Genomic DNA, 19,031 nt, shown 5'->3' with positions numbered 1-19,031 from the left:
GCGACTTTCGTGCCCATCGATCTGACCTATTCGCCCGATGTTCAGGCTCTGATCGAGAAGACGAGAGTGTTCGTCCGGGACGAGGTGTTGCCGATCGAGGACAAGTTCCTCGGCAACGTCGCTGACGCAGGTGGTGACGAGCTGCGGGTATCGCTGCAGCGCGCAGCCAAGGATGCAGGGGTGTTCGCGCCACATGCGCCCATCGAATACGGCGGCGCAGGGCTGAACATGAGTGACCGCGCGCCGGTTTTCGAGGCAGGCGGATACTCGCTGTTCGGGCCGATCGCGCTGAACATCGGAGCCCCGGACGAGGGCAACGTGCACATGCTCGCGCACATCGCCTCGGCTGTTCAGAAGGAACAGTTTCTCGCACCGCTCGCGGCAGGCGACATGAGGTCCGCATTCGCAATGACCGAACCTGCCCCCGGTGCAGGCTCGGATCCTTCGGCACTGACCACTGCCGCGGTCAAGGTGGAGGGTGGCTGGAAGATCGACGGACGCAAGTACTTCATCACCGGCGCCGACGGTGCAGGCTTCTTCATCATCATGGCGCGCACCGCAGGCAAGCCCGGTGACCGCGGCGGCGCGACGATGTTCCTCGCTCCAGCCGACACCGCGGGCATCAGGATCGTCCGTCATATCGGCACCCTGGACAAGGCCATGATCGGTGGCCACTGTGAGGTCTCCTTCGAGAACGTGTTCGTACCCGACGAGAACGTCCTCGGTGCCGTCGACGAGGGATTCTCCTACGCCCAGGTGCGTCTTGGGCCCGCCCGGATGACCCATGTGATGCGGTGGCTCGGTGCCGCTCGTCGCGGCCACGACATCGCCGTCGCGCAGGTTGCTCAGCGTGAGGGCTTCGGCTCCAAGCTCGGCGATCTGGGCATGGTGCAGAAGATGGTCGCCGACAACGAAATCGACATCGCTGCCACGCGCGCATTGCTGGTGCAGGCATGTTTCGCGCTGGATCAGGGATTGTACGCGAGCAACGAAACTTCGATTGCCAAAACTTTTGCGGCCGAGGCCATCTTCCGCATCGTCGACCGCAGCATTCAGATGTGTGGCGGCCTCGGCGTGTCCGACGATCTCCCCCTGGCTCGGCTCTCGCGTGAAGTTCGTCCGTTCCGGGTGTACGACGGCCCGTCCGAGGTGCACCGGTGGGCCATCGCCAAACGCGTCGTGGGTGCAGCCAAGAAGGCAGCAAAGGAAGCAGCGAAATGAGCGAACTACAGGGCATGGATACCCCGGCACTCGCGAAGTTCCTCATCGACAGTGGTGTCTCGCTGACCGGCGACCTGAAGGTCGAGCTCATCAGCGGCGGCCGATCCAATCTGACGTTCAAGGCGTACGACGACGCCTCGGCGTGGGTCGTACGGCGGCCGCCGACCAGCGGCCTGACGCCTTCGGCGCATGACATGGCACGTGAATGGGCTGTCACGAGCGCGCTGCAGTCGACCGATGTACCTGTGGCGAAGACGATTGCGTTCGATGCGGAGGGAACGGTGCTCGGGGCCCCGACGACCGTCGTCGGGTTCGAGCCGGGCCGAGTAATCCGCACGAACTCGGACCTGGAAGATCTGTCCGACAAAGACATCGAGGGCAATACCCAGGAGCTCATTCGAGTTTTGGCACTCTTGCACGGCGTCGACTACCGAGAAGTCGGGCTGGGATCGTTCGGCAAGCCCGACGGCTTCGTCGGCCGACAGGTGAAGACGTGGGCACGGCAGTGGGAACAGGTGAAGACCCGCGAGCTTCCCGACGTGGCGAAACTCCACGACAAGCTTCAAGCTGCGGTGCCGGCGACGTCGCGTTCGAGCATCGTGCACGGCGACTACCGGGTCGACAATGTGATCTTGAAGGCCGACGATCCGAGTTCGATTGCTGCCGTGGTGGACTGGGAAATGTCTACTCTCGGGGATCCGCTGACCGACGTTGCATTGATGTGCATCTACCGGCAACCGATCTTCGACGAGGTGCTCGGAGTAAGGGCGGCGTGGACCAGCACACGCTACCCCTCGGCCGATGCACTGGCCGAGATGTACAGCCGTGAATCAGGTAACGAGCTGTCCGACTGGAACTTCTACCTCGCCCTGGCTAACTTCAAGCTCGGGGTGATCGGCGAAGGCATCACCCACCGAGCCCGAGCGGGTTCGGACTCGGGTGCGGGCGCTGCAGGTGCCGCAGAGGCGACTCACGAATTCATGGCTGCCGGTTTGCGTGCAATCGAAGGAAAGAACTCGTGAAGTCGGCGCTCGTTACCGGTGGCTCGCGGGGGATCGGTCTCGGAATCGCCACGCGGCTGGCCGAACTCGGCTACGGGCTGACCATTACCGCCCGCAACGCCGACGCACTCGGTGCTGTCGCAGACACGCTCCGAACTGCCGGAGCGCCTGAGGTTGTGACCGTTGCAGCAGATCTCGCCGATCGAGACGCCGCAGACCTCATCGTCGCGGCGCATGCCGAGCGTTTCCCCGCCATGGACGCACTTGTTCTCAATGCAGGCGTCGGGACCGCCGGGGCGATCGCGGACTACCCGATGCGCCGGTTCGACAAGACGCTCGATGTAAATGTTCGGGCGCCGTTTCAGGTACTGCAGAATTCGATTCCACTGCTGCGCAAGGCCGTCGAGGCGAACCCCGATGGCGGTGCGAAAGTACTGGCGCTGGCTTCGCTTGCCGGTGTCTATTCGGAATCCGGTCTCGCGGTATACGGGGCGACGAAAGCTGCCATGCTCTCATTGATCGATACTCTCAACGCGGAGGAGAGCGGCAACGGGATCACCGGGACCTCCATAGCACCCGGCTACGTCGACACCGACATGAGCGACTGGACCAAGGATGCGATTCCAGCCGAGACGATGATCCGAGTGAACGACATCGTCGAACTCGCCACGAGCGTGCTGAAGCTGTCGTCGCGGGCGGTCGTCCCGAGAATCGTCGTCACCCGGGCTGGTGCAGGCCTCGGGGCCTAGTTCTCTACCAGTCAGCGATCACCGGAATGACCTTCTCGCCGACAATGTCGAGCGGAGTGATCGAGGCGAGGTTCGCCAATCCAGTGTGAACATGGGACACCCCCAGCTTCGACATCTCCTCGAGCTGTCCGAGCACGGTGTCGACGTTCTCACCGTCGACACCCGGGTCGATTCTCATCATCACGGTCTTCTCGATCGCGTCGTAGTCGGTACCGAGAGTGTCGCAGTGCCCCTTCAGAACCTCCAGCTTGTGCGCGACGTCGGGTCCGCCGAACAGGTTGCACGCCTGGGCATATTGCGCGACGAGTCGTAGGGTCTTCTTCTCTCCGCCGCCGCCGATGAGGATCGGCGGATGCGGTGTGCGCAGCGGCTGGGGCACGTTCATCGTGCGGCCGAGCTGGTAGTGCTTTCCCTCGTAGGGACCTTCGTCCTCGCTCCACATCTGTAGGCAGATCTGCAGGGTCTCCTCCAACCGCTCGAAGCGTTCGGCGGTAGGCGGAAAGTCGAGGCCCATTCCGACGCTCTCGTCCTCGTTCCACGCTGCGCCGATGCCGAGGTATGCCCGTCCGCCGGACAGGACGTCGAGCGTCGTGACGGCTTTGGCCAAAAGGCCAGGCGCCCGATAGACAGCGGCGGTGACCCAGGCCAGCAGGTCGACCTTCTCGGTGACGGCCGCGAGGTACCCGAGGGCGGTGTAGGCCTCGAGCATGTCGGTGTCGACAGGACCCACCGGCTCGATCTGCCACAGGTGGTCCATGACGCTGAGCTTGGCGAAGCCGGCGTCCTCGGCGGCGGCGGCGATGCGCGACAGGTCGCCGGCGAGGGCGGGCGGGCCGCCGGGAAAGGTGAAGTCGGCGATGTGCAGTCCTAGTTCCATGCCTCGAAGGTAGGCCTCCCTCGTGGGGTTACCCAGGGATCAGCGGTACTACCTTCCGTTTCGGAATGTGTGCCAGCGTGTTGCCACCACCTTGCTCCGATGCCCGACTCGAATGATCCTGGGGTATGACAATCGCGCCAAGACGGGTGATCGTATTGCTTCGGCGTCGAACGCAGGAAAAAGGTCGGTATTGTCCGGGAAGTTTGTGCGATCCTGCGTAACAGGCACTTTCGTGTGCAACACTGCGCGTAAGCGCGGTCGTCGGTGCCGCATGTCAGTCGGGGGTTCCATGGTCTACACGCGACACTTCGGTGTCTTATGTGCTGTGCTTTTGTTCGGTCTCGTCGGTGCTCCCGCAGTGAGTTCAGCGCAATCGTCGGGGGCGTCGATCGAGAACGTCGAAGTCTCCAGCGAGACGTTGACGACGTTGGCGGTGTACTCGCCGAGCATGGATCGAATCATCGATGTTCAGGTACTGACGCCTGCCGTCGAGAACGGTCCAAGGCCCTCGCTGTACATGCTCAGCGGCATCGGCGAAGAGGATCTGGAGAACAGCATGTGGCTCCGCAAGGGCGGGGCGGCGGAGTTCTTCGAGGACAAGAACGTCAACGTCGTCCTGCCTCTCGCTGGTCCAGGAAGCTTCTACGCCGACTGGCAGCAAGACGACCCGAAGCTCGGTCGCTACCAGTGGGAGACCTTCCTGACCAAGGAGCTGCCGCCGCTGATCGACGCCGAGTTCGACGGCAACGGACGCAACGGGGTTGCCGGTCTATCGATGGGTGCGCAGTCGGCAATGATATTGGCGGCCAGGAATCCGTCGCTGTATTCGGCCGTTGCGGCATACAGTGGGTGCTTCTCGTCCGCCGAGGTGCTGGGCCAGGGAAGTATGCGCGGAATTGTGTCGGCGTTCGGCGGCGACGCGAACAACATGTTCGGCGGCCCACTGGATCCTGACTGGGCAGCGCACGACGTGCTCGCTCAGGCGGAGAATTTGCGTAACACAGCAATCTACGTGTCCGTTGGATCCGGCCTGGCCGGCCCGTACGAGCGGTTCGACACGGCGAAGGACTGGGACATCGTGATGGTGGGCGGGGCCATCGAAATGGGCGCGAACTACTGCACCCATCGACTCGATGACAAGCTGCGGCAGCTCGGTGTGCCTGCGACCTTCGACTTCGAGCAGGTGGGGACGCACTCGTGGGCGTACTGGGTGGACCAGCTACCCAAGAGCTGGCCTACGCTGTCCGCCGGCCTGGGGCTGTAAGCGTCAGAATCGACACAAGTGCGTCGATGGCCTGCGGGTAGGCGTTGTCGCTGGGAGCCGAAAAGCCGACCAGCACAGCGTCGACCGGTGCATCCGGGGAGTCGGGGTGTCTGAACATCTCGAGGCTTTCCAGCGCCAGACCGATCTCGCTCGACGCGCGAAGGACGGTCTTCGCCGACCCGGCTGGCAGCGTCAGGACGGCTTGGAGGCCGGCCGAGATCCCCATGGCGGCGACGTGGGGTGCGCGTTCATTCACTGCACGAACCAGTTCGTCACGACGGCGTCGATATTTGGTCCTGACAGCACGAACGTGTCGGTCGTATGCACCGGTGACGATCAGCTCGGCCAGCGTCAGCTGATCGACGACGCCGACGGTTGCTTCACGCTCGCCCTTGGCCGCGAGAATCGGATCCAGCAGAAATTCGGGCACGGCCATCCAGCCGACCCTGATGCCCGGTGACAGGCTCTTCGACACCGATCCGACGTAGAGAACTCGGTCTGGGTCCAGGCTTTGCATCGCACCGACCGGCGTGCGGTCGTAACGGAACTCGCCGTCGTAGTCGTCCTCGACGATCAAGCCGTCATGCTGGCGAGCCCACTCGATCGCGGCAGTGCGGCGCTGCGGATGCAATGACGCGCCCGTCGGAAACTGGTGGCTCGGGGTCAGGACAACGGTGCGGGCTTCGGTGGAACCGAGAGTGTCCGTCAGGCAACCCCTCTCGTCCATCGCTATCGCCACCGACGGCCCGGCCTTGTCGAAGATCATGCGGTGAAACGGCAGGCCGTAGGACTCCAGCGCGAACGGCGCCGCACGGCCGGAGTCCGTCAGTATCTGCGCTGCTTGCGCGAAACCCGAGCAGATGATGATCCGTCGGGCATCGGTCCTGACTCCGCGCGTGCGGGCGAGATAGTCCGCCAGTGCGCGGCGTAACTCGATGCGCCCGTGCGGGTCGCCTGGTCCGAACGCATCGGTCGGAGAGCGGTAGATGGCACGCCTGGCAGCAGAGAGCCACGCGGCACGCGGAAATGCCGCAGGATCCGGTCGGCCCGGGCGAAGGTCGAACTGTGGACGGGTGGCCGCGGGAACCACCGACGAGCTCGCGCGCGACTCCACTGCGCCTCGATGAGTAACCCGAGTGCCGGATCCCTGACGGGCTTCGAGCCATCCCTCGGACACGAGTTCGCCGTAAATCTCGGCGACGGTGTTCCTGGCGATGTTCAGGTCCTCGGCCAATGCCCGGTACGAAGGCAGTTTCGTCCCTGGTTCCAGACGGCCGGATCGAACGGAGTCCCGGAGGGCCTCGCCGAGCGCAGCCCTGCGTGAGCCCTCGGGGGACAGGCTCAAATGTAAGTCGACACCGGGGGAATTGACCTTACTTCTGACCATGGAATTGAACCCTACCGAGGGTCACCTGGAGTCGTAACGTTCTTTCCATGACAACACGAATCAATTTCAGTTCAGCCGCTCCCGCAGCCAGGAAAGCACTCGTCGCACTCGACATCGCAGCTCGCGAAGGCATCGACCCCGGCCTCGCCGAGCTGGTCAAGATCCGGGCATCCCAGATCAATGGGTGCGCGTTCTGCCTGCACATGCATTCCACCGACGCCCGCAAAGCCGGTGAGACCGAAGAGCGCCTCGCGCTCGTCGCGGTCTGGCACGACGCCGCGAATTTCTTCACCGAGCAGGAACGCGCCGTTCTCGCGCTGACCGAGGCAGTAACCAAGATCTCCGACGGTGGTGTCTCCGACGAAATCTACGAGCGGGTTGCCCAGCACTTCGACGAGCACGAGATCGGTCAACTACTGGCGCAGATCTTCACCATCAATGCCTGGAACCGAATTGGAGTTACGACGCATCTGGTGCCGGGGGTCGCGAACTGACCTATGTGCGCGGAAATACGTCCCCTGGGACGTATTCGCACTCACGTGCGCGGAGCGCCGTCGAAGATGCCGTTCGGGGTATGCGGCGCTCGCGCCAGGACGTCGTCGGCGACGGTGAAGGTGAGCTGATCCAGCTGGCCTGCTACCAACAACGGTGTGCGCTCGGCTGCAGCGAGAAAGCGGTCTTGCTCATCGGGAGCGATGATGCCGTCGGCGAGCGTGCGGAACTTGGCGACGTACTCCGCGCGGGCGAACGGCCTGGCCCCAAGAGGATGTGCATCGGCGACAGCGAGTTCGTCGACGATCACCGTTCCGTCCTTCAGCGTAATTTCCGCTCGTGCACCGAAGGCCTTCTCGTCAGGATCGACGGAGTGATAGCGACGGGTCCACTCCGGATCCTCTGCGGTGGAAATCTTCTGCCACAGGGCGATGGTGTCCGGTTGCTGCGCGCGCTCGGGCGCGTAGGAGCGCTCGTGATGCCATTCACCGTCCTCCAATGCAACGGCGAAGATGTACATGACCGAGTGATCGAGCGTCTCTCTCGAGGCTGTGGGATCGAACTTCTGCGGGTCGCCTGAGCCGGTGCCGATGACGAAGTGGGTGTGATGACTGGTGTGCAGCACGATCTTGACGATCTGGTTCGGATCGCCAACCCGGTCCCGCATGCGTCGTGCGAGGTCGATCGGTGCCTGGCTTTGATACTCGGCAGAATGTTCCTTGGTATAGCTGTCGAGGATCGCGCTCTTCGGCTCTCCCATACCCGGCAGCGGCACATAGTATTTCGCATCCGGTCCACCGAGGAGCCATGCGATGACGCCATCCTCGCCTTCCCAGATCGGCGACGGTGCACCTTCGCCGCGTAGAGCGCGGTCGACTGCTTCGACGGCGACCTTGCCTGCCAGTGCGGGTGCGTAGGCTTTCCAGCTGGAGATTGCGCCCTTGCGTGATTGGCGGGTAGCCGTCGTCGTGTGAAGGGCTTGCCCGATGCCTTGGTAGATGGTCTCGGTATCGAGACCGAGGAGCGTGCCGATGCCAGCGGCCGCCGATGGTCCCAGATGGGCGACGTGGTCGATCTTGTGCTCGTGCAACGATATTGCGCGCACCAGGTCGATCTGGATCTCGTATCCGGTGGCGAGTCCGCGGATCAGCTCGCGCCCACTACGGCCGGTATGTTGCGCGACGGCGAGGATCGGTGGGATGTTGTCGCCCGGGTGCGAGTACTCGGCGGCGAGAAAAGTGTCGTGGAAGTCCAGTTCACGCACGGCGACCCCGTTGGCCCACGCAGCCCACTCCGGGGAGTAGGTGCCGCCGATACCGAATACGGTAGAACCGGGGCTGTAGGGATGTGACTGCGCCTGCACCCGTGCGCTCGTCACGGGCCTGCGCACCAGAGAAGCTGCGGCCACAGCGGCGTTGTCGATGATCCGGTTGACGATCATCTCTTCGGTGGCTTCCGAGACGTCGACGGTGTCGGCGGCGACCTCCGCGATCTTCCATGCTAGATGTTCGGACTGGGGGAACTCCTCGGCTGATGTATGAGTGCGAACGAGATGGTTCTTCACGCTGAATCCTCCGTCGGTGTGTGGCTGTAGGTGCGACGCTACGTTCGCCTGGATGTGCGTGGAAATACGTCCCCTGGGACGTATTTCCACGCACGTGCCCGGAGGCCTGAGCAGCCAGGTCGCTTTCGCCCATGTCGGCCTTCCGCGCCCGTACGTCACGGGATGGCTTGTCGACGCCACCGGCAATGCGAAAGCCGGCTTGTGGATAGTGGGCGCAGTGGTGCTGTTGGTCAGCGTGCTTCGTGGAGGGGTGGGTGCAGGGCGGACCCCGGACGCAGACCCCGCACTTAGTCATTGAGCGCAGAACAAGCACGATTCCGTTACCTCAGAACGTGCATATCGCTCAATTTAGAACACAACTATTGCGCCAACTGATGATTCTTGGTTGTGTTCCAGGTAACAGTGCAACCTGTACGGAGGTCGACATGGATACCGCGTTCACGAAGAACACCGACGAAGAACTCATACAAATCGTCACCCCCGCCGGCCACCGCACCGAGCCCTCGGAATACAGCGACATCGTCGCCGACATCACCACCGAGAAGCTGCGAGATCTCTACGAGGATCTGGTCGTCGTCCGGCGCATCGACGCCGAGGCGACTGCGCTCCAGCGTCAGGGCGAGCTGGGGCTCTGGGCTCCCTTGCTCGGCCAGGAGGCAGCGCAGGTCGGTTCGGCTCGCGCTCTGCAGGGCGACGACTTCGTCTTCGCGAGCTATCGCGAACACGGCGTCGCCTACTGCCGGGGCGTGGATCCCACCGAAATGCTCCGGTTCTGGCGCGGATCGACCCAATCCGGCTGGAACCCCTACGAATACAACATGACGACGCCCGCCATCATCGTCGGCGCGCAGGCCCTGCACGCCACGGGCTACGGCCTCGGAATGAAGTTCGACGGGGTCGAGGGGGCCGTAATCACCTATTTCGGTGACGGCGCGACGAGCCAAGGCGACATTTCCGAAGCATTCGGATTCGCCGCCAGCTTTGCATCACCGGTCGTCTTCTTCTGCCAGAACAACCAGTTCGCAATTTCGGAACCGGTGACGCTCCAGACGCACACCACCATCGCCGAGCGCGGTCGAGGCTTCGGAATTCCGTCACTGCGCGTCGACGGAAACGACGTCCTGGCCGTACTCGCCGCCACCAGAATGGCTTTGGCACATGCGCGCGAAGGCAGCGGGCCGATGCTGATCGAGGCGTTCACCTACCGGATGGGTCCGCACACCACCTCCGACGACCCCAGCCGCTACCGGCCGGCGGCACTCGACGACGAGTGGAAGCTCAAGGACCCGATCGATCGTATAGCGCTCCTACTCGAGCACGAGGGCGCGATGGACGACGCCTTCCGCGCTCGCGTCAAGGAACGCGCCGACGACACCGCCGCTCAACTGCGTAGCGGCTGCCTCGGGACCGTGGAGCCCGGTCCGATGTCGATCTTCGACAACGTCTATGCCGATCCGCATCCGCTTATCGACGAAGAGCGCAAGAACTACGCCGCCTACCTCGCTGGATTCGAAGGAGCTCTGTCATGACCGCCACGCTCGCCGCACCGACAACTCTTCCGCTCGGCAAGGCCCTCAACGCCGGTCTTCGACGCGCCATGGAAGACGACCCGAAGGTGATCCTTCTCGGCGAGGACATCGGTAAGCTCGGCGGCGTCTTCCGCATCACCGATGGTCTGCAGAAGGATTTCGGACCGAACCGTGTGGTGGACACACCATTGGCCGAGTCCGGAATCATCGGTACAGCAGTCGGTCTCGCGTTCCGAGGCTACCGTCCCGTCTGTGAGATCCAGTTCGACGGATTCATCTATCCGGCCTTCGACCAGATCGTCTCGCAGGTGGCCAAGCTGCACTACCGCACCGGCGGCAACGTCAAGATGCCCATCACGATCCGCGTCCCCTACGGCGGCGGAATCGGTGCGGTCGAACATCATTCGGAGTCCCCCGAGGGCTACTTCGCGCAAACCGCCGGCTTGCGGGTTGTCAGCTGCAGCAACGCCGCCGACGCCAACGTGATGCTGCGTCAGGCCATTGCGTCGGACGATCCGGTTCTGTTCTTCGAGCCGAAGCGTCGCTACTGGCAGAAGGGCGAGGTCGACGTCACCGTATCGATCGACGACGCCTACCCCTTACACAAGGCGCGGGTGGTCCGCGACGGTACGGACGCCACCGTCGTCGCCTACGGCCCGCTCGTCACCACAGCCCTGCAGGCTGCCGATATCGCAGCAGGAGAGGGCCGCTCGCTCGAAATCATCGACCTGCGTTCGCTGTCACCCCTCGATATGGACACGATCGCCGCTTCGGTACGCAAGACCGGCCGGCTCGTCATCACGCACGAGGCGGCCACGTTCATGGGAATCGGCGCCGAAATCGCTGCGCGAGTGCAAGATCAGTGCTTCTACAGCCTCGAAGCGCCGATCCAGCGCGTCGGCGGTTTTTCCACGCCGTACCCCGCCGCAAAGGTGGAGGAGTTCTTTCTCCCGGATGCCGACCGGATTCTCGACGCCGTCGACCGCACCCTCAATCTCCGATAGGAACATTCCAGATGACGAAGAGCTTCCTGCTCCCCGACCTCGGGGAAGGGCTCACCGAGGCCGAACTGATCACCTGGCTCGTCAAGGTCGGTGACACCATCGAGCTGAACCAGGTGATCGCCGAGGTCGAAACTGCCAAGGCATCGGTCGAACTGCCCTCGCCGTATGCAGGCGTCGTGACCGCTCTTCGCGCACAAGAGGGTACGACGGTCGAGGTCGGCACCGCGATCATCGACATCGCCGACGGCAGCGAACCGTTGAAGGAACCTGTACAAGAGGAAGAGCGCGTTCCCGTTCTCGTCGGGTACGGCGTCGCCGGAGAGGGTCCGAGTCGTCGAGGTAACCGCCGCGCGGCCGCGCCCGAGACTGTGAAGCCGGTGTCGGACAAACCGCTTGCGTCTCCGCCGGTTCGGTTCGTTGCTCGTCAAGAGGGCATCGATCTGGCCGAAGTGCCTGCCAGCGGTACCCACGGCGAGGTGACGCGCGACGATATCGCGTCGTACATGGCTCGTGACGAGGAGCCGGTAGCCCTCGTTCATGGCAAGGATGAGACCCGCACACCGATCAAGGGCGTCCGCAAGCACACCGCGGCGGCAATGGTATCGAGTGCGTTCACTGCCCCACACGTCACCGAGTTCATCACGGTCGATGTGACGCCGACGGTCGAGCTTCTGGAGAAGCTCCGCGGTACCAAGCACTTCCGCGATGTTCGCCTCACGCCTCTGGCGCTGGTTGCGAAGGCGCTGCTGGTGGCATTGCGTTCCAACCCGAGCCTCAACTCCGAGTGGGACGAGCAGAACCAGGAGATTGTCACCAAGGGATACGTCAACCTCGGTATCGCGGCGGCGACTCCGCGCGGGCTGATGGTGCCGAACATCAAGGATGCTCACAAGCTGGGTCTCAAGGATCTGGCGCAGTCGCTCGTGGATCTGACGGCGACGGCCAAGGAAGGCAAGACCGGGCCGGCGGATCTCGCCGACGGGACCATCACGATCACCAATGTCGGTGTCTTCGGCGTGGATTCGGGAACCCCGATCCTCAACCCGGGGGAGGCCGCGATCCTGTGCTTCGGCGCGATTCGCCGCCAGCCGTGGGAGTTCGAGGGTGAGATCGCGCTGCGGTCGATGACCACGCTGAGTCTCTCGTTCGATCATCGTCTCGTGGACGGTGAACAGGGCTCGCGGTTCCTGTCCGACATCGCGTCGTTGCTGTCGGACCCGCTGAACCTGGTGGCGCTGTCATGAACGATGTAGTTATCCTGGGCGGCGGTTCGGGCGGATATGCCGCTGCGTTCCGCGCCGCTCAGCTGGGGCTCTCCGTCACGCTGATCGAGAAGGACAAGGTCGGCGGTACCTGTCTCCATCGCGGATGCATTCCAACGAAGGCGCTTCTCCATGCCGCCGAGGTGGCCGATACCGCCCGTGAGAGTGCGTCGGTCGGAATCAAGGCGTCCTTCGACGGCGTCGACATGCAGGGTGTCCATGCGTACAAGGACGGCGTCGTCGCCAAGCTGTACAAGGGCCTGCAAGGTCTGGTGTCCGCGCACAAGATCGAATTCGTCAGCGGTACAGGGCGATACGTGGGCGACAAGACCGTCGAGGTCGACGGCCGGCGGATCACCGGCAAGTCCGTGGTCCTGGCGACCGGGTCGTACTCGAAGGTGCTGCCGGGGATCGAGCTCGGGCCTCGGGTGCTGACGAGCGATCAGGCGCTGACGCTCGACACGGTCCCGAGAAGGGCAATCGTGCTCGGTGGAGGCGTCATCGGTATCGAATTCGCCAGTGTGTGGGCATCGTTCGGCACCGACGTCACCATTGTAGAAGCCTTGCCGAGGCTCGTTGCGGCCGAGGATGAGTGGGCGTCGAAGCAGCTGACTCGTGCGTTCAAGAAGCGCGGGATCACCGCGAAGACGTCGTCCCCGTTCACCGGTGTGAAGGAAACCCCGGACGGTGTGACAGTGACTCTCGAATCGGGGGAGACCCTCGACGCGGATGTGCTGCTCGTAGCCGTCGGGCGTGGACCCAGGACCGAGGATCTCGGGGAAATTTCGCTCGATGGCGGCTTCGTGACCGTGGATTCTGTATTGCAGACCAACCACGCCGACGTCTATGCCGTCGGAGATATCGTTCGTGGCCCGCAGCTGGCGCACCGAGGGTTCCAACAGGGCATCTTCGTGGCCGAGCAGATTGCTGGCCTTGCACCGAAATCTGTTCCGGACGCCAATATTCCGCGTGTCACCTACTCGAACCCGGAAATTGCGTCGGTCGGGCTGACCGAGGCACAAGCCGCCCGGCAGCATGGTTCGGCAGACTCGACCGTCTACGATCTCGCGGGCAACGGCAAGAGTCAGATCCTCGGGGCGGCGGGCGGCGTGAAGCTCGTGCGAGCCGGGGGCGCAGTCGTTGGGATCCATATGGTCGGCGCACGCGTCGGCGAACTGATCGGTGAAGCGCAACTGGTGGTCAACTGGGGTGCCTACCCCGAAGAGGTAGCCCATCTGATCCACGCGCACCCGACGCAGTCCGAGGCGTTCGGTGAGGCGCACCTCGCGCTGGCCGGCAAGCCGCTGCATTCGCATTAAGCGCTGCGCGCAGGTGAGCGGAAATACGTCGTGGGGGACGTACTTTCGCTCACATGCGCCTCACGCCTGGGGCCGGTTGTCGATCAGACGGCGAGCTTTGCCGATGGAACGTTCGAGCGCAGCAGGGGGAACCACATCGACCTGAACGCTGACGCCGATGCGATCCTTCACGAGCTTGCGCAGCGTCGCGGCAGCAACGGGATGGACTTCGAGGGGCGCGTCGGGACGTGCCTCCACCAACACTGTGAGTGAATCCATTCGCCCTGCTCGCTCGAGCACGCACTGGAATTGCGGTGCGAGCGAGGGAACCGTCAGGATGAGCTCTTCGATCTGAGTTGGAAACAGGTTCACACCGCGCAGAATGATCATGTCGTCGGTGCGTCCGGTGACTTTTTGCATACGCCGCATGCTTCGGGCGGTTCCGGGCAAGAGGCGCGTCAGGTCGCGGGTCCGGTACCGAATGATCGGCATCGCTTCCTTGGACAGCGACGTGAAGACCAATTCGCCCTCCTCACCGTCGGGTAGAACCTCGCCGGTCACCGGATCGATGACCTCCGGGTAGAAGTGATCCTCCCAGATGTGGAGTCCGTCCTTGGTTTCGACGCATTCCATCGCAACGCCGGGTCCCATGACCTCCGACAGTCCGTAGATGTCGACGGCGTCCATGGCCAGGGTCTTCTCGATTTCCTTTCGCATCTCCTCGGTCCACGGCTCGGCGCCGAAGACTCCGGTCCTCAGCGACGTCTTCGCGGGATCGATACCCTTCTCGAGCATCGCGTCGACGATCGTGAGCATGTACGACGGGGTGACCATGATCGCGTCGGGTTCGAAGTCCTCGATCAGTTGGATCTGACGGTCGGTCTGGCCGCCGGACATCGGAATGACGGTGCAGCCCAGCCGCTCTGCGCCGTAATGTGCGCCGAGGCCGCCGGTGAACAGCCCGTAGCCATAGGCGACATGGACCTTGTCCGACGGCTTCACGCCTCCCGCGCGGAGGCTGCGGGCAATCAGATCGGCCCAATTGCTGATGTCGTTGGCGGTGTAGCCGACGACGGTGGGACGGCCGGTGGTGCCCGACGACGCGTGGATGCGCGAGACCTGGTCCTGCGGTACCGCGAACATCTTGAACGGGTAGTTCGCGCGGAGATCTGCCTTGGTGGTGAAGGGGAACTTGGCGAGATCGCTGAGGTCCAACAGATCGTTCGGATGGACTCCGGCGTCGTCGAACGCTTTTTTGTAGTGCGGGACGTTGTCGTAGGCGTGTTTCAGTGACCACTGCATCCGCGCGAGCTGGAGCGCGGAGATCTGATCGCGGCTGGCGAACTCGATGTCCGGTGTATCGGTGGGGGTGGACAAGACGCTGGTCATGGCAGTCTCCGGGGGATTAGGCGTCGTAGTCGACGGTGACGTTGTCGCTGACGGGGAAGGTCTGGCAGGTCAGGACGAAGCCGGCGGCGACCTCGTTGTCTTCGAGCGCGTAATTGCGACGCATGTCCACGTCACCGAGAGTGACCTTGGCGCGGCACGTACCGCAGACGCCGCCCTTGCAGGCGAAGGGAAGGTCGGAGCGCAGTTGCTCTGCGGAGTCGAGGATCGACTCGTCCTGGGGAAGCGTTCCCGTCACCGTGCGCCCGTCGAGGGTGATGGTGACCTCGCTGCTCGGGCCGGTGACGCCGGGCTCGCGGTGCTTCTCTTGCGGCGGCGGTACGTCGTCGACGTAGAAGAGCTCGTGGTGAATCTGCGACTTCTCGACGCCGAGACCGGCGAGCACATCCTGCGCGTCGTTGACCATCCCGAACGGACCGCACAACCAGAAGTGATCGATGTCCGGCGTCGGGACGACCGTGTCGAGGATGTTCTTCAGGCGCTCCGCGTCGAGGCGGCCGCTGAACAATTCGACCTCGCGGGGTTCGCGGGAGAGAACGTGGATGACGTCGAAGCGGGAGCCGTACTGATCTTTCAGATCGGCAATTTCCTCGGCGAACATGACCGACCTGGTACGTCGGTTGCCGTACAGCAGCACAACTTCGGCGTCGGGGTTGGCCAGTACTGAGCCAGCGATGGATAGCATCGGGGTGATACCGGAGCCGGCTGCAATGAGTACATGTCGCCCGCCGGCGGCCGGGTCGGCATAGAAGTTCCCGCTCGGTCCCTGCACGTCGATCTTGTCGCCCGCTTTGACCTCGTGCACGAGCCACGAGGAGAACAAGCCGTCGGTGACCTCGCGAACGCCGACGCGTGGCCGTGTGCCTGCTGCAGCGCAGATCGAGTACGAACGGCGATGTTCGACGCCGTCGACGGTGCGGCTGAGCATCAGCGATTGGCCAGGGAGGAAGTCGAATTCGCCCTGCAGGTCGCCGGGAACGTCGAACGTGACGGCAACGGCATCGTCGCACAGTGATTCGACGTCGGCGACGGTCAACGTGTGAAAAGCCTTGTTGCGGTTCGAGGTGACGACAGGTTCGTCGGTGACGGTCATCAGATTTCTTTCACGTGGTCGAAGGGTTCGAGGCAGTCGTCGCAGCGGTACTGCGCCTTGCAGAGCGTTGCGCCGAATTCCGACGTCAGCCTGGTGTTCCCGGAGCCGCACTGCGGGCAGTCGATGACGCGCGGCTTGATCGTCAGCGTCAACGGAACCGGTCCCGAAGCGCGGGCGGGAGCCGGTCCCGGTGTCGAGTAGCCCGTCTCGCGAAGCTTTCGGAGACCATCCTCAGAGATCCAGTCGGTGCTCCACGCGGGGCTGAGGCTGGTGACGATCTCGACATCCGCGTAGCCACCGTCGCGAAGTTTGTGCTCGATGTCGTCGCGCATCGTGGCCATGGCCGGGCATCCCGAGTACGTCGGGGTGATGGTGACGCGCACGCTGCCGTTCTCGCCTACCTCGACCTCGCGCAGAACGCCAAGGTCATCGAGGGTCAACAACGGCATTTCGGGGTCCATGACGCTGGCTGCGATCTCGCGCGCCGAGAGTTGCATTGTGGTCACCAGACTCCCTCCGGATGTGCGCGCGCAACGGACTGCATTTCGGCGATCAGCGGGCCGAATGCTTCGGTGTGAATTCCGCGACGACCACCGCGGCCGCCGATGGTACCGACGGACTTGCCCTCTGGTGCAGTGAGTTCCGCAGCGTGCAGGACCTGCGCGATGACAGCGTCGAACTCTTCGCGCACGTCACGGGGGTCGACGCCGACGCCGACACTCGCCAGGGTGATCTCTTGTTCAGTGGGCAGGAACAGTTCGGAGACGTACGGCCAGATGCGATCGAGGGCATCGCTGACTCGGCGCTTGGATTCGTCCGTGCCGCAACCGAGAGTGACGACCCAGCGCGCGGAGTAATCGCGGTGGTAGGTGAGTTCCTTGACGCCCTTGTTCGCGACGGCGGCCAGAACCGGATCACGTGAGGTGCGCAGGCGGTCGAAAATCGCGAGGCGCCACGTCGACAGAACCAGCAGGCGCACTTGAGATTTCGCGAAGTCGCCGTTGTCGAGCTCAGCGAGTCGGACGTTCTTGAACTCGGCATCGGTGCGGAAGAACGCGAGTGCGTCCTCGGCCGGAGCGGGCGAGGTCTCCGAGATTGTCGGGACCACCGAGGAGTCCGCGGCTGCCGCACGGGCGAGCAGCAATCGTGCCTGGCCGAGCAGATCCAGGCCGACGTTCGCCAGCGCAACTTCCTCTTCGAGTTCCGGTGCCCGCGTGCTCCATTCGGCCAGACGCTGTGCGCTGACGAGCGCGTCGTCGCCAAGCATGAGGCAGTAGGCGGCGAGGGCTTCGAGGTCTACGTCGTCGGGCACGGTGGTGTCGACGCCGGCAAGGGGGTCGTCGAAACTCGTCCCGAAAGCCCATTGCCCGTGCGTGTCCTCGTTGACCAGGCCTTCGTAGGCGCTGTCGTGATCAGTCATCTTGTTCAGGCCTCACATGTGGGGAACGTTGTCGGGGATCTCGTAGAACGTCGGGTGGCGGTACACCTTGTCGCCGCTGGGTGCGAAGAACGGATCCTTCTCCGACGGGGACGATGCAACGATCGAGTTGGACGGCACCACCCAGATGCTGACCCCTTCGTTGCGGCGGGTGTAGACGTCGCGGGCGTGGCGCAGCGCCATCGTGTCGTCGGCGGCGTGGAGCGATCCGACGTGTACATGATTGAGTCCGCGTTTGCCGCGCAGGAAGACCTCGTACAAGGGCCAATCTGCCTTGACGGCTTCGCGTTTCGGCTCGACCGGCACACCGTCGGTAGGAACTGCGCCATGGCCGCCTTCGGCAGTGAACCCGGAGGCTGTGAATTCGGTCATGATGCGTTCCCCTGTGTTTTCTCGAAAGCTGCACAAGCTGTTGCCGCCTCGCGGACCCAGGCGCCGTCCTCGTGGGCTGCGCGACGGCCTGCGATGCGCTCGACGTTCGACGCCCCGTTGCCCTTGATGACCTGCATGAACTCGCTCCAATCGGGCTCACCGAAGTCATGTGAGTTGCGCTCTTCGTTCCACTTCAGATCCGGATCGGGGAAGGTGACTCCCAGCGCTTCGGCCTGCGGGATGGACATATCCACGAAACGCTGGCGCAGTTCGTCGTTGGTGTGGCGCTTGATGCCCCACTTCATGGACTGCTCGGTGTTGGGGCTCTCGTCGTCCGGCGGGCCGAACATCATCAGTGCGGGCCACCACCAGCGGTTCACCGATTCCTGGACCATCGCGCGCTGCTCGTCGGTGCCGCGCATCATCGTCGCGAGCAGTTCGAATCCCTGGCGCTGATGGAAGGACTCTTCCTTGCAGACGCGGATCATCGCGCGTGCGTAGGGCCCGAAGGAGCTGCGGCACAACGGAACCTGGTTGCAGATGGCTGCGCCGTCGACGAGCCAGCCGATGGTGCCGACGTCGGCGTAGGTGAGCGTGGGGTAATTGAAGATCGAGGAGTACTTCTGCTTGCCCTCGATGAGCTTGACCGTCAGGTCAGCGCGATCGGCGCCGAGCGTCTCCGCGGCGGAGTACAGGTACAGACCGTGGCCCGCTTCGTCCTGCACCTTCGCCATCAGAATCGCCTTGCGTCGCAGCGAGGGCGCGCGGGTGAGCCAGTTGCCCTCGGGTTGCATGCCGATGATCTCCGAATGCGCGTGCTGCGCGATCTGCCGGATCAGTGACTTGCGGTAGCCGTCGGGCATCCAGTCGCGGGGCTCGACTCGCTGCTGATCTGCGATGGTCGCGTCGAAGTCATCCTGTAGCGCGTCGGCGCTGAGGGCGTTTGACGTGGTCATAAGTCCTACTTTCATTACCGAATGATCGGTTGGTAACCAGTATGCACCGAAGTGACTCGGCACACAAGGCGGCTTCGCCGCACGTGAGTGCGAATACGTCTCAGGGGACGTATTTTC

The 19,031-nt window shown here is 63.6% G+C and carries 18 protein-coding genes and 1 pseudogene; 10 read left to right on the top strand and 9 right to left on the bottom strand.

What is annotated here, in order from left to right; genetic code table 11:
- Positions 1 to 9 precede the first annotated feature (9 nt).
- The 3 genes from QMK17_RS15860 to QMK17_RS15850 are packed head-to-tail and all read left to right on the top strand — an operon-like array spanning position 10 to position 2,971.
- Positions 10 to 1,221, top strand: a complete 1,212-nt coding sequence (locus QMK17_RS15860) for an acyl-CoA dehydrogenase family protein (protein WP_283510234.1) — start codon at positions 10 to 12, stop codon at positions 1,219 to 1,221.
- Positions 1,218 to 2,243, top strand: coding sequence for a phosphotransferase family protein (locus QMK17_RS15855; RefSeq protein ID WP_283510233.1), 1,026 nt, complete (start codon positions 1,218 to 1,220; stop codon positions 2,241 to 2,243). The genes QMK17_RS15860 and QMK17_RS15855 overlap by 4 nt, the downstream gene beginning before the upstream one ends.
- A complete protein-coding gene (locus QMK17_RS15850; protein WP_283510232.1) occupies positions 2,240 to 2,971 on the top strand; it encodes an SDR family NAD(P)-dependent oxidoreductase in 732 nt (243 codons plus the stop codon). Before QMK17_RS15855 ends, QMK17_RS15850 begins: the two co-directional genes overlap by 4 nt.
- A 4-nt stretch (positions 2,972 to 2,975) precedes the next feature.
- Here the strand turns inward: QMK17_RS15850 and QMK17_RS15845 are convergent, their stop codons facing one another.
- Entirely contained in the window at positions 2,976 to 3,848 is an 873-nt protein-coding gene (locus QMK17_RS15845) for an LLM class F420-dependent oxidoreductase (RefSeq protein WP_283510231.1), read from the bottom strand.
- 289 nt (positions 3,849 to 4,137) lie between these two features.
- On the opposite strand from QMK17_RS15845, the gene QMK17_RS15840 reads away from it, so the two are divergent.
- The gene (locus QMK17_RS15840) at positions 4,138 to 5,112 is read left to right on the top strand and encodes an alpha/beta hydrolase family protein (protein WP_283510315.1); all 975 of its coding nucleotides are present in this window, start codon (positions 4,138 to 4,140) and stop codon (positions 5,110 to 5,112) included.
- Here QMK17_RS15840 and pdxR read toward each other — a convergent pair.
- Complete coding sequence (gene pdxR, locus QMK17_RS15835) at positions 5,084 to 6,499, bottom strand: MocR-like pyridoxine biosynthesis transcription factor PdxR (RefSeq protein WP_283510230.1); 1,416 nt, start codon at positions 6,497 to 6,499, stop codon at positions 5,084 to 5,086. The two genes, QMK17_RS15840 and pdxR, sit on opposite strands and share 29 nt — an antisense overlap.
- Before the next feature lie 47 nt (positions 6,500 to 6,546).
- Here pdxR and QMK17_RS15830 point away from each other — a divergent pair, with 47 nt between their 5' ends.
- Positions 6,547 to 6,993 (top strand): carboxymuconolactone decarboxylase family protein, encoded by a 447-nt coding sequence (locus tag QMK17_RS15830; protein ID WP_283510229.1) that lies wholly within the window; start codon positions 6,547 to 6,549, stop codon positions 6,991 to 6,993.
- A gap of 41 nt (positions 6,994 to 7,034) precedes the next feature.
- On the opposite strand, the gene prpD is transcribed toward QMK17_RS15830, so the two are convergent.
- Positions 7,035 to 8,555 (bottom strand): 2-methylcitrate dehydratase PrpD, encoded by a 1,521-nt coding sequence (prpD, locus tag QMK17_RS15825; RefSeq protein WP_283510228.1) that lies wholly within the window; start codon positions 8,553 to 8,555, stop codon positions 7,035 to 7,037.
- 136 nt (positions 8,556 to 8,691) lie between these two features.
- On the opposite strand from prpD, the pseudogene QMK17_RS15820 reads away from it, so the two are divergent.
- The 5 genes and pseudogenes from QMK17_RS15820 to lpdA form a co-directional block, all read left to right on the top strand.
- Positions 8,692 to 8,853 (top strand): annotated as a pseudogene (locus QMK17_RS15820) (MFS transporter); the annotation flags it as partial.
- Between the two features lie 127 nt (positions 8,854 to 8,980).
- Positions 8,981 to 10,084, top strand: coding sequence for a pyruvate dehydrogenase (acetyl-transferring) E1 component subunit alpha (gene pdhA, locus QMK17_RS15815; protein ID WP_283510226.1), 1,104 nt, complete (start codon positions 8,981 to 8,983; stop codon positions 10,082 to 10,084).
- Positions 10,081 to 11,088 (top strand): alpha-ketoacid dehydrogenase subunit beta, encoded by a 1,008-nt coding sequence (locus QMK17_RS15810; RefSeq protein ID WP_283510225.1) that lies wholly within the window; start codon positions 10,081 to 10,083, stop codon positions 11,086 to 11,088. Before pdhA ends, QMK17_RS15810 begins: the two co-directional genes overlap by 4 nt.
- A gap of 11 nt (positions 11,089 to 11,099) precedes the next feature.
- Positions 11,100 to 12,332: a dihydrolipoamide acetyltransferase family protein gene (locus tag QMK17_RS15805; protein ID WP_283510224.1), complete on the top strand. Its 1,233-nt coding sequence runs from the start codon at positions 11,100 to 11,102 to the stop codon at positions 12,330 to 12,332.
- Positions 12,329 to 13,669, top strand: a complete 1,341-nt coding sequence (lpdA, locus tag QMK17_RS15800) for a dihydrolipoyl dehydrogenase (protein WP_283510223.1) — start codon at positions 12,329 to 12,331, stop codon at positions 13,667 to 13,669. Before QMK17_RS15805 ends, lpdA begins: the two co-directional genes overlap by 4 nt.
- Before the next feature lie 60 nt (positions 13,670 to 13,729).
- On the opposite strand, the gene paaK is transcribed toward lpdA, so the two are convergent.
- Genes paaK through paaA form a run of 6 tightly spaced genes read right to left on the bottom strand, consistent with a single transcriptional unit; the run spans position 13,730 to position 18,914 of the window.
- Complete coding sequence (gene paaK, locus QMK17_RS15795; protein ID WP_283510222.1) at positions 13,730 to 15,037, bottom strand: phenylacetate--CoA ligase PaaK; 1,308 nt, start codon at positions 15,035 to 15,037, stop codon at positions 13,730 to 13,732.
- A gap of 16 nt (positions 15,038 to 15,053) precedes the next feature.
- Positions 15,054 to 16,148, bottom strand: coding sequence for a 1,2-phenylacetyl-CoA epoxidase subunit PaaE (gene paaE / locus QMK17_RS15790; protein ID WP_283510221.1), 1,095 nt, complete (start codon positions 16,146 to 16,148; stop codon positions 15,054 to 15,056).
- On the bottom strand, positions 16,148 to 16,645 hold the full coding sequence (gene paaD, locus QMK17_RS15785; protein WP_442972777.1) for a 1,2-phenylacetyl-CoA epoxidase subunit PaaD: 498 nt from the start codon (positions 16,643 to 16,645) through the stop codon (positions 16,148 to 16,150). The genes paaE and paaD overlap by 1 nt, the downstream gene beginning before the upstream one ends.
- 5 nt (positions 16,646 to 16,650) lie before the next feature.
- On the bottom strand, positions 16,651 to 17,568 hold the full coding sequence (paaC, locus tag QMK17_RS15780) for a 1,2-phenylacetyl-CoA epoxidase subunit PaaC (RefSeq protein ID WP_283510220.1): 918 nt from the start codon (positions 17,566 to 17,568) through the stop codon (positions 16,651 to 16,653).
- A 12-nt stretch (positions 17,569 to 17,580) separates the two neighbouring features.
- Positions 17,581 to 17,958, bottom strand: coding sequence for a 1,2-phenylacetyl-CoA epoxidase subunit PaaB (gene paaB / locus QMK17_RS15775; RefSeq protein ID WP_442972774.1), 378 nt, complete (start codon positions 17,956 to 17,958; stop codon positions 17,581 to 17,583).
- On the bottom strand, positions 17,955 to 18,914 hold the full coding sequence (gene paaA / locus QMK17_RS15770) for a 1,2-phenylacetyl-CoA epoxidase subunit PaaA (protein ID WP_283510219.1): 960 nt from the start codon (positions 18,912 to 18,914) through the stop codon (positions 17,955 to 17,957). The genes paaB and paaA overlap by 4 nt, the downstream gene beginning before the upstream one ends.
- Positions 18,915 to 19,031: the final 117 nt, after the last annotated feature.

This window comes from Rhodococcus sp. G-MC3, assembly GCF_030063335.1.
In the GTDB taxonomy this organism is placed as follows: domain Bacteria; phylum Actinomycetota; class Actinomycetes; order Mycobacteriales; family Mycobacteriaceae; genus Rhodococcoides.
The sequence above is the reverse complement of the archived record's forward strand: the minus strand, read 5'-3'. Positions and strand labels throughout refer to the sequence as shown.